Raw genomic sequence first — 5,214 nt, forward strand, 5'->3', positions numbered from 1 at the left:
AGACCAAAGAGCCGATCGCCAAAGAAGCGGCGCGCGAAACCAAAGCTGAGGCGGGCTCTGAATCGGGATCGCTCGACAATGTTCGTGAGCGGATCATGCAAGCGGCGGCGGAGCGGGCGAAAAATCGAAACGAAAGCGCGCAGAAATCGTCTAAAGGAGAAGGCGGTGGCAGTGGTGGGCCGGGGGAAGGTGAGGGCGCTGCCGGGTTGGGAAAGGGCGGACGCGGCGGTGGTATGGAACATTCGATCTATCGCAACCGCATGCTTGAAACAATCAAAGAAAATTGGGCTTGGCCTGGTCGCGGCAACATCAAAGTTGAAGTTTACTTCTCGATAAAGGCGAACGGTGAGATTGCCGGTTTAAAAGTGGTGCAAACCTCCGGCGATGCATCCTTTGACGAGTCGGTCTTGCGGGCGGTGCGGAAGTCCAGCCCCTTGCCGCCGCCGCCCGAGGGCTTTTCCAACTTTTGGCTCACCGCGCGCCCGCAGGATTTGGGAGCTTGATCTATGTCTCGGCATCTGACGGCCATTTTTCTGTTGATGTTTGTTCTCCACGGTGGGAGCTGGGCGCAGACCAAGGGCGACGATGGCAGTGCGACGCAACGCGGTGAAATCGTCGGCCAGGGCGGCACCAAATTTCCCATCGCGGTGGCCGCGCTGCGCAATCTCGGTGGCGGCGCTGACAACAGTCGGCTGTCGGACGGCATCGCCGACGCCATCGTGCACGATCTAGAACTCTCGGGTTGGTTCAAAGTGATCGATCGCGCAATGCATATCGAGCATCCGCAAAAAAGCGGTATTACCCTCGGTGGATTCGACTTCAAGGACTGGTCGACCGTCGGCGCCGAAGGTCTGGTCAAAGGCGGTTTTGCCGTGCAGGGGGATGATGTGACGGTGGAGCTGCGGCTTTTCGATGTCTTCCAGAGTAAGGAGCGGATCGGCAAACGCTATACCGATCCGATACGACAGTATCGCCGCATCGCCCACAAGTTCGCCGATGAGATCATCAATCAGTTCACCGGCATCCCGGGCATTTTTAATACGCGCATCGCTTACGTGTCGACCAGCGGCGGACGCTTCAAAGAAATTTTTGTTTCGCATCTGGACGGCAGCGAAAAATTTCAGGTGACCAAGAACCGCACGATCAATCTGTCGCCGTCGTGGACCAGCGACGGTAAATCGGTGATCTACACTTCGTATAAAGACCGCTCGCCAAACCTTTACCATTTTGAATTGTACAGCGGCAAAGAAGCGAAATGGGCAGCACGCAATGGTAAATATTTGAGCGGCAAGCTGTCACCCGACGGTCAGCATGTGGCTGCAACGTTGGAGGTCGGTGGTAACACCAACCTTGTGTTGCTGGATCGCAACGGCAATCCCATCCGTCAGCTCACCAGTGATCCGGGCATTGAAGTGTCGCCGTCTTGGTCGCCAGACAGCAAGCAGTTGGTTTTCGTCTCGGATCGCGCCGGCTCGCCGCAGCTCTATGTTTTCGAACTGGCCAGCGGCAAATCGCGGCGGCTGACCTATTCCGGCAACTATAATACTGCGCCTGAATGGTCGCCGCGCGGCGATCGGATTGCGTACACGGGGCGGGTCGGCAGCCGTTTTGCGATTTTTACCATCAGCGCCGAGGGCGGTGAGCCACGCAAGTTGACCTCCGAAGCGGCCGATAGCGAAGATCCGACCTGGTCGCCGGATGGCCGGTTTATCGCCTTCTCTTCGAATCGCGCCGGCAGGAGGCATCTCTATGTCATGCAGTCGAGCGGGGACAATCAGCGACGTTTGACAGGCTCTGACGGCGATGATACAAAACCGAGCTGGTCCCCGCGCTTAGAATAGTTTATTAATTTATCAGTTCATATTCCTATTGTCCTTAACGTGATGTTTACGGAGGGACCCATTCATGACGCAATTTAAAATGTCGTGCTACCTGTTCGCAGGAGCGCTTTTTCTCGCCGCGGGATGCGCTCCGAGCACCACCTCTCGACCCGATACTTCGATAACCCCCGGGGCGCCTGCGACGGGAGCAGGTGGCAGCAAGAGCGGTAGCGTCGGCGAAGGGCAACGTGGCGCAACCAAAGAATCCAACACTGGGCCGACTGCTTCGAGCCTCGATCAGCTGCGGGAAGGCAAGTCGAGCGCTACGGCTCCGACGAGCCCACTTAAAGATGTTTACTTCGACTACGATCGTTACGATCTGCGCGGCGATGCGCGCGAGACGCTTAGGGTCAACGCCGACTGGCTGAAAAGCAACCCGGCGGCGCGGGTCGAGATCGAAGGTCATTGCGACGACCGCGGCACTAACGAATATAACCTAGCCTTGGGCGCCAAGCGGGCCCAGTCCGCCAAGGACTATTTGGCTACGTTGGGTATCTCGGCCGAGCGTCTCTCGACGATCAGCTACGGGGCGGAGATTCCGGTTTGCAAAGACCAAAGCGAAGGCTGCTGGCGGCAAAATCGCCGAGCTCGCTTTGTGGTTCTACCAGCTAGGCCGGCATCCTGAGCGATTTCAATGCGAGAACAACCATGAATCAACGAACCATCATCGTTGCGCTTGTGCTCGCGGGCGGATTCTTCGGCTGCGTTCATCCGCAACAACTCGAAATCATCGAGCGTGAACAACGGCGCCTGCGCAGCGACATCGGCGCGGTGCAAACCGAGTTGGAGTCGGTGCGCGGCAATCTCGCCGACACGCGGGCGAATATGCAGCCCATGCAGCGCGATTTGAATGCCGTCAAAGAGCGGATTGAGGAAGCGAGTGTGAAGATGGGCAAGCAGATCGGCCAGTCGAGTCGTGAGGGCGATCAGCGAGTTAAGAGTTTAGAAGCACGGCTGGCGAAACTGGAGGAAGAGTCCAAAACCCAGGCCGAGTTACTCAAAAGCCGCGACGAGGAAATCAAGAAACTAAAAGAGGCCGCTGCGCAGGAAGCTCAGAAGGTGGCAAGCGCGCCGTCGCCCAGCGAAGGGCTCGCGGAGGCCAGCAAAGCCGAAAATGAAGCGGTGCGCAAAGACTATGAAACCGCCTGGTCAGCCTTCGATAAAAAAGATTACAAGGCCGCGGCGGGTCGGTTCCGCGAGTTCGTCAAGAAAAATCCCAAAAGCAAGCTTGCCGGTAACGCTCAATACTGGCTCGGCGAGTCACATTACGGGCTGCGCGAGTTCGATCAGGCGATCATCGAGTTCGATGCGGTGCGCCGGCGCTTTCCGCAAAGCGAAAAAGTTCCCGCGGCCCTGCTGAAGCAAGGCTTTGCCTTCGCTGAGTTGGGCGAGAAGCTGAACGCCCGGCTGGTCCTCCAAGAGGTGGTGGAAAAATATCCGCAGGCGCCCGAGGCGGCGCGGGCCAAGCAGCGGCTCAAATCCCTCGAATCTTAACAGCACACCCGGGGCGAACGCCGGTGTGGTTTGGCATCGGCTCGACAGGTGCGCGGTTTTCGATTACGACTCATGCTGATGCAAATCGTTCGTGACATCCGCGCCGGGGGGCTGTCGCTTTCCGGCTCCGTTGTGACCTTAGGAAACTTCGATGGTGTCCATGTCGGCCACCAAGCGTTGCTGCAAAATACCATCGGCGATGCGCGCGCCCAAAACGTGCCGGCGGTGGTGTTCACTTTCGATCCGCATCCGCTGCGTTTCTTTGCGCCTGAGCGCGCGCCGAAATTGTTGTTGGCGATGGACGATAAGATGGCGCTGTTTGAGTCGGCGGGCATCGATCTTACGGTGCTCCAATTATTCGACGCTGGTTTCGCTAATATGGCCGCTGTGGATTTCGTCCGTTCGGTTCTGCTGAAAGATCTCAAGCTGCGAAAAATCTGGGCGGGTAGAGACCTGCGCTTCGGCAAGGCGCGGTTGGGCACGGTCGATGCTCTCCAGGTTTGGGGGCGCGAGTTGGGCTTCGAGGTTGGCACGGTGGATCCGGTGTTGATCGGCGGAGAGCGAGTGAGCAGCTCGCGTATTCGCGAGTTGATCGACGCTGGGCGAGTCGATGAAGCAGCGCCCTTGCTCGGGCGTTATCATTTCGTATCCGGCAAAGTCGTTGCCGGCGCGCGGCGTGGCCGCCAGTTGGGCTTTCCGACGGCCAACATTGAAAGCCGCACCGAGGTGCTGCCCGCGGACGGCATCTATGCGACTTTTATCGAGGTGGCGGGGCAGCGTTGGCCAAGCGCGAGCAGCATCGGTCACAACCCGACCTTCGGCGCGGGACCGAGGACAGTGGAAACTTTCATCTTTGATTTTGACCGCGACATCTACAATCAAGAAGTAAAGCTTTGCTTCGTCAAACGATTGCGCGGCGAAGAGAACTTTCCGTCTGTGGAAGCTTTAATTGGGCAAATCGAGCGCGACGTCAGCGCCGCCAAGGCGATTCTCACCCAAGGTAGCTGAGGCGATCATGCACGTCGTCACGGTGCCTGCCAACGCCGATGGTATGCGGCTCGACCGCTTTCTGACCGAGTACTTCGAAGAGTCAGAGCCGGCGTCGACCAGCCGTGCCGCGGTGCAGAAGTTGATCGCCGGGGGGTTGGTAAAACTCAACAAGCAGACGGTGAAGCCAAGTGCGCGGTTGCGCCCTGCGGACCTGGTCGAGATCGGCAAACTGGCCGCAAACCCATCGTCCCTGGCGGCGCAGGATCTGCCCCTCGCGGTTTTGTTTGAAGACCCGGATATTATCGTCGTCAATAAAGCAGCGGGAATGGTCGTGCATCCCGCGGCCGGTCAGACCGAGGGCACTTTGGTCAACGCACTGCTGCATCACTGCCCAAGCCTGGAAGGTATCGGCGGCGAGCGGCGTCCCGGTATCGTCCATCGTCTCGACAAGGATACTTCTGGCGTCATGGTGGTGGCGAAGAACGCTTCAGCATTGGAGAGTCTGGCGCGCCAGTTTCGCGAGCGTACCGTAGCAAAGGAGTACCTTGCGCTGGTCTGGGGCTGGCTGCCAGGGGAGCGAGGCACGGTCGATCGAGCCGTTGGCCGCCATCGTTCGGACCGAAAGAAAATGTCGAGCCTCTTTGCTTTGCCGCACAAGCGCAACGCAGTGACCGAATGGCAGGTTGAGGCGCGGTTCCGTTTAGGCGGAGAGGCAATGAGTTTACTGCGCCTAAAGCCGCATACCGGGCGAACGCACCAACTGCGCGTTCACATGGCCGATATGAAATTTCCCTTGGTTGGCGATGCGGTTTACGGCGGCAAGGCTTTTCAAAACAAGAACAAAGAGGTC

6 protein-coding genes are annotated in these 5,214 nt (G+C 58.4%); all 6 read left to right on the forward strand.

The annotated features are described in order from the left end of the window. The coding region (locus FJ145_26380; protein MBM4264938.1) for a cell envelope integrity protein TolA at nucleotides 1-503 on the forward strand (503 nt) is incomplete at its 5' end. A gap of 3 nt (nucleotides 504-506) precedes the next feature. Beyond that, a complete protein-coding gene (tolB, locus tag FJ145_26385) occupies nucleotides 507-1,841 on the forward strand; it encodes a Tol-Pal system beta propeller repeat protein TolB (GenBank protein ID MBM4264939.1) in 1,335 nt (444 codons plus the stop codon). A gap of 79 nt (nucleotides 1,842-1,920) precedes the next feature. Continuing rightward, a complete protein-coding gene (gene pal / locus FJ145_26390; protein ID MBM4264940.1) occupies nucleotides 1,921-2,505 on the forward strand; it encodes a peptidoglycan-associated lipoprotein Pal in 585 nt (194 codons plus the stop codon). Nucleotides 2,506-2,528: 23 nt separating this feature from the next. Further along, nucleotides 2,529-3,374, forward strand: a complete 846-nt coding sequence (ybgF, locus tag FJ145_26395; protein MBM4264941.1) for a tol-pal system protein YbgF — start codon at nucleotides 2,529-2,531, stop codon at nucleotides 3,372-3,374. 72 nt (nucleotides 3,375-3,446) lie between these two features. Continuing rightward, nucleotides 3,447-4,382: a bifunctional riboflavin kinase/FAD synthetase gene (locus FJ145_26400; GenBank protein MBM4264942.1), complete on the forward strand. Its 936-nt coding sequence runs from the start codon at nucleotides 3,447-3,449 to the stop codon at nucleotides 4,380-4,382. Nucleotides 4,383-4,389: 7 nt separating this feature from the next. Beyond that, the coding region (locus FJ145_26405) for an RluA family pseudouridine synthase (protein ID MBM4264943.1) at nucleotides 4,390-5,214 on the forward strand (825 nt) is incomplete at its 3' end.

It is taken from the genome of Deltaproteobacteria bacterium, from assembly GCA_016874755.1.
GTDB lineage: Bacteria > Desulfobacterota > Binatia > UBA9968 > UBA9968 > DP-20.

Bases quoted from the DNA above. Each gene is read 5' to 3' on its own strand.
- pal (MBM4264940.1), top strand. From the start codon at position 1,921: ATGTCGTGCTACCTGTTCGCAGGAGCGCTTTTTCTCGCCGCGGGATGC.
- ybgF (MBM4264941.1), top strand. From the start codon at position 2,529: ATGAATCAACGAACCATCATCGTTGCGCTTGTGCTCGCGGGCGGATTC.
- tolB (MBM4264939.1), top strand. From the start codon at position 507: ATGTCTCGGCATCTGACGGCCATTTTTCTGTTGATGTTTGTTCTCCAC.
- FJ145_26400 (MBM4264942.1), top strand. From the start codon at position 3,447: ATGCTGATGCAAATCGTTCGTGACATCCGCGCCGGGGGGCTGTCGCTT.